Origin of the sequence: Streptomyces boncukensis, assembly GCF_011045075.1 — a bacterium.
Taxonomy (GTDB): Bacteria; Actinomycetota; Actinomycetes; order Streptomycetales; family Streptomycetaceae; genus Streptomyces; species Streptomyces boncukensis.
Genome location: NZ_JAAKZZ010000565.1, coordinates 1 through 4,346, shown reverse-complemented (window position 1 = coordinate 4,346; position 4,346 = coordinate 1). Strand labels below are relative to the sequence as shown.

Genomic DNA, 4,346 nt, shown 5'->3' with positions numbered 1-4,346 from the left:
CCCCGTACCCCGAGCGCCCCCTGACGTCGCCCTTCCGCTACGTGTTCGACGGCGCTGTTCTCCTGATCGTCTCCAGTTGGTCATTGATCGACAACGGCAGGTCATCCGAGATCAAAAACGGCGCGAGCGGCCGAGAATCAACCCTGGTGACGAGATATGATCGCTCGCAGGGCGTAAACCGGAAGATCCTGTTCCAGTAATTCACATAAACCTAACAGGTAACGTTAAACTCTGATGAATTTGGGATCGATTGGGAGCTTTTACCTCTCCTTGTGATAACGTTGTCAACCCCTGGATCACCTGGGGTTGAGCCTCTGTGGGCCTAGAGCCGTGCCTTCCGAAGCCCGTTGCGTCACCGGTGGCATCTGTGAAAGATTTTGGAACTCTTGCTTCGGCCTTGACCGGTCTGAAGTAGGGGATCGGACGGTAGGGCAGGCCGCGAAGGCTAGGGGGACACCCCTACTGGAAGCGCGATCTGGCACGTTCGACGACGCGGTACGGGGACGGCTTCGATCATCGGCCGGCCCCTGGGTTCAGCATCGCTTACGGGGAGGCGACACCAGTCGTGCTGATCCATCGAGACGAACAAATTGCTCAGCTCCGACGGGATTTCGACACTTGTGAGCAGTTCGGGCACGGACACGTAGTCCTGGTGACCGGGTCCGTGGGAAGCGGAAAGACGCAGGTACTGGAGACGTTCGGCGCGTGGGCGACCACCGTGGGCGGCCATGTGCTGACGGCCACCGGGTCGCGAGCGGAGCAAGGGCTGCACTTCGGCGTGCTGGGGCAGCTCATGCACAGCGCGCGGCTGGCCGGAGAGGCCACCACGCACATCGAGGAGCTGATACGCGAGGCCGCGAACTCCCTTCCCACGGAGGAGACCAGGCGCGGGGCGGCGGATGTGTTCTCCGCCGAGGGGCCCTTCTGGGCGCCGCTGCTGCACAACGCCTTCACCATGCTGCTCGGCATGGCGAACCAGGGGCCGCTCGTCCTCGTGGTCGACGACGTGCAGCACTCGGACCCGGCGTCGCTGCACTGCCTGCTCTACATGATCCGGCGGCTGCGCCATGCCCCGATCATGGTGCTGCTCTCCGAGTCGCCGACACTGCGCCCGGCGCACCCCCTCTTCCACGCGGAACTGCGCAGCCAGCCGCGGTTAACTCATATCAGCCTGCCCCCGCTGACCGTCGACGCCATCGCCCGCCTGCTGCCGCAGAGCGCGCGAGGCGACGACGTCCGGGAGGAGGCCCGGCGCCTGCTGCACATGACCGGCGGCAACCCGCTGCTCACCCAGGCCCTGGTGGACGAGCGCGCCCACCACGACGCGGACGGCGCCCCCGTCGCGGGGCTGCGGGGCCCGGACACGTTCGACCGGGCCGTGCTGGGCAGCCTCTACCGCCATGAGCGGAGCGCCAGACTCGTGGCGCAGGCGCTGGCCGTGCTGAACCGCCCGGCCTCGCCGGAACTGCTGGGGCAACTCCTCGACATGCTGCCCGACTCCGTCGTGCCGGCCCTGCGCGTCCTGCACAGCTCGGGGCTCGCCCACGCCGGTCAGCTGCGGCACCCGCGCGTGCTGCGCTCCGTCCTGTCCGACACCCCGGCCGAGGAGCAGCGCACGCTGCACCAGCGGGCCGCCAAGGTGCTGCACGAGCACGGCGCCGATTCGAGCGTGGTCGCCGAGCACCTGGTCGCGTCCGCGTGGACGGACGGGTCGTGGGCGGTGCCGGTGCTGCGGGACGCCGCCGAAGGGGCGCTCTCCTCGGGACGGCCGGATCTGAGCGTCGCCTATCTGCGCCTGGCCGCCGGCGCCGAGCCCGACGAGCGGCGGCGCAACTCGCTCCGCGCGATGCTGGTCAACGCGCGTTGGCAGGTCAATCCGCTGGCCGTCAACGGGGATCTCGGCGAGCTGGTGAAGGCGGCGCGGGGCGAGGCGTGCACCATGGCCACCGCCATCTCGACCGTGCCCTATCTGCTGTGGCAGGGGCGGGCGGAGGAGGCGGTCGAGGCCGTCACCAGTTTCGACGACGACGGCCCCGTCGCCGGCCGGCTCCAGGTGATGCGGCTCCTGGTCGCCCTCTCCCACCCGGACTACCTGGTGACGGTGCGGGAGACGCAGAGCTCCTGGAGCCGGGCCGCCACGGTCCCGCACTCGGTCAGCCCGCCGCTGCAGGCCATGTCGGTGCTGGGCAGCGCGCTGATCCCGACGGACGGGGTGGACACCGTGTCCGCCGCCGAACAGCTCCTGCAGCGGCACCACGTCGACCGCGGGGCGCTGGGCCTGCTGGCCGCTCCCCTGCTGGCGCTGCTCTGCGCGGGCCGTGCCGACCGGGTCGTGGTCTGGGGCGACCTCCTGCTCAGTCGCCCCGAGGCGCAGCACATCCCCGCCTGGCGGGCCGTCATCCGGGCGATCCGCGCGGAGGCGGCGCTGCGCCTGGGCGATCTGGCCACGGCGGAGCAGGAGGCCCGTACGGCGCTGGAGGACCTGCCGGCGCCCGCGTGGGGGGTGGCCGTCGGCGGGCCGCTGGGCACGCTGATCACCTGTGCGACGGAGACCGGCCGCTATGTGGAGGCCGACCGCTGGCTCACCCAGCCGGTGCCGCCCGGGATGTTCCGCACCCCGGTGGGCGCGCACTACCTGCTGGCCCGGGGCTCCCACCACCTGGCCATGGGGCGGCCCCAGGCGGCGTCCTCGGACCTGCACGCCTGCGGCACCCTGGTGCGCGGCTGGGGCCTCGACGTCGCCGGGCTCGTACCGTGGCGCGTCGAACTCGCCCGCGTCCAGCTGGACCTCGGCAACCGGACGAACGCCGCGCAGCTCCTGCGGGAACAGCTCCAGGTGCCGCACGGCCTCGACGACCGGACCCGGGGCCGGGCGCTGCAACTGCTCGCCTCCACGGGCGCGGCCCCGGACCACCGGCACAAGCTGCTGTCCAAGGCGGTCGACCTGTTCCAGTCCTGCGGTGACCGGCAGGGGCTGGCCCGTGCCCTGGCCGACACCAGTGAGGCGCTCCAGGAGGCCGGGGCGCCGGTCCAGGCCCGGCAGTTCCTGGGCCGCGCCGACCAACTGGCCCGGGACTCGGGGGTCGCGGCGCTGCTCCCCCAGCGGGCGGAGCCGCGGCATCCGCCGGGGCACCCCCCGGGCGAGGCGGCGGAACCGCACCATGGCGGGAGCCGGAAGCAGGACGAGCTGCTGAGCGAGGCCGAGCACCGGGTCGCGCTGCTGGCCGCGCAGGGACACACCAACCGGCAGATCTCCGACGAGCTGTTCATCACCGTCAGCACGGTCGAGCAGCATCTGACCCGGGTCTACCGGAAGTTGGGCGTGCGGCGGCGCACCGATCTGCCGAATCGGTTCCTGGCGGCCGAGCGCTGGGGCGGGGAGCTGCGGGACAGGGTGAGCTAGTGCCGTGTGACCGGCGGATCGTGGTTGCCCTCTGCCGGGGCTGGTGGGCCGGGGGCTGCCCCGGTCCGTGTCCTGCGGACCGCGGCGCCGCCGTGGCTGGTCGCGCAGTTCCCCGCGCCCCTGAAGCGCCCCTGCGGGGCAACAGCACGGGGCAGGCCCGAGATGGAATGGAGTGGAGAAGCGGATGACGACGAACGACACCGAGTCCTGGCTGCGTGCCTACGCGCCCGCGCCGGACGCCCCGATCCGGCTGGTGTGCCTGCCGCACGCGGGCGGCTCGGCGAGCTTCTGGCGCCCGGTCGCCACGGCGCTGTCCCCGAAGGTGGACGTCGTCGCGGTGCAGTACCCGGGACGGCAGGACCGTCGCCACGAGCCCTTCGTCGACGATCTGCACGAGCTCGCCCGCCGGGTGCACGACGTGCTGGCGGCCCTGGAGGACCGGCCCACGGCCCTGTTCGGGCACAGCATGGGGGCCACCCTCGCCTTCGAGGTGGCTCAGCTGATGGAGCCGCACCGCCCGGCCGTTCACCTGTTCGTCTCCGGACGCCGTGCGCCCTCGGTGCAGCGGGACGAGAGCATGCATCTGCGCGACGACGACGCGCTGCTGGCCGAGATGCGCGCCATGGACGGAACCGACAGCGCCCTGCTCCAGGACGAGGAGATCATGCGGATGGCGCTCCCGGTCGTCCGGAACGACTACCGCGCCGCCGAGACCTACACGTGGACCCCGGGCGAGCCGCTGAGCTGCCCGGTCACCGCACTGGTCGGCGACGACGACCCGAAGGCCGCCGTGCCCGAGGTCGAGGCGTGGGCCCGGCACTCCTCGGGCCCGTTCGCGATGGAGGTCGTCAGCGGCGGGCACTTCGCCCTGGTGGACCACAGCGACCGGGTCCTGGAGCTGGTCACCGGCGCGCTCGAACAGTCCTGAGCCGGGATGGGGGGT

The 4,346-nt window shown here is 71.8% G+C and carries 3 protein-coding genes; all 3 read left to right on the top strand.

Annotated elements, in window-relative coordinates; genetic code table 11:
* Positions 1-200: hypothetical protein (locus G5C65_RS38730; protein ID WP_206442503.1), on the top strand; the 200-nt coding region annotated here is incomplete at its 5' end.
* A gap of 365 nt (positions 201-565) precedes the next feature.
* Positions 566-3,403, top strand: coding sequence for an AAA family ATPase (locus tag G5C65_RS32055; RefSeq protein WP_165302557.1), 2,838 nt, complete (start codon positions 566-568; stop codon positions 3,401-3,403).
* Between the two features lie 184 nt (positions 3,404-3,587).
* Positions 3,588-4,331: a thioesterase II family protein gene (locus G5C65_RS32050; RefSeq protein WP_165302556.1), complete on the top strand. Its 744-nt coding sequence runs from the start codon at positions 3,588-3,590 to the stop codon at positions 4,329-4,331.
* Positions 4,332-4,346: the final 15 nt, after the last annotated feature.

Excerpts from the sequence above, each read along its gene's own strand:
- G5C65_RS32050 (WP_165302556.1), top strand. The coding sequence starts at position 3,588 with ATGACGACGAACGACACCGAGTCCTGGCTGCGTGCCTACGCGCCCGCG.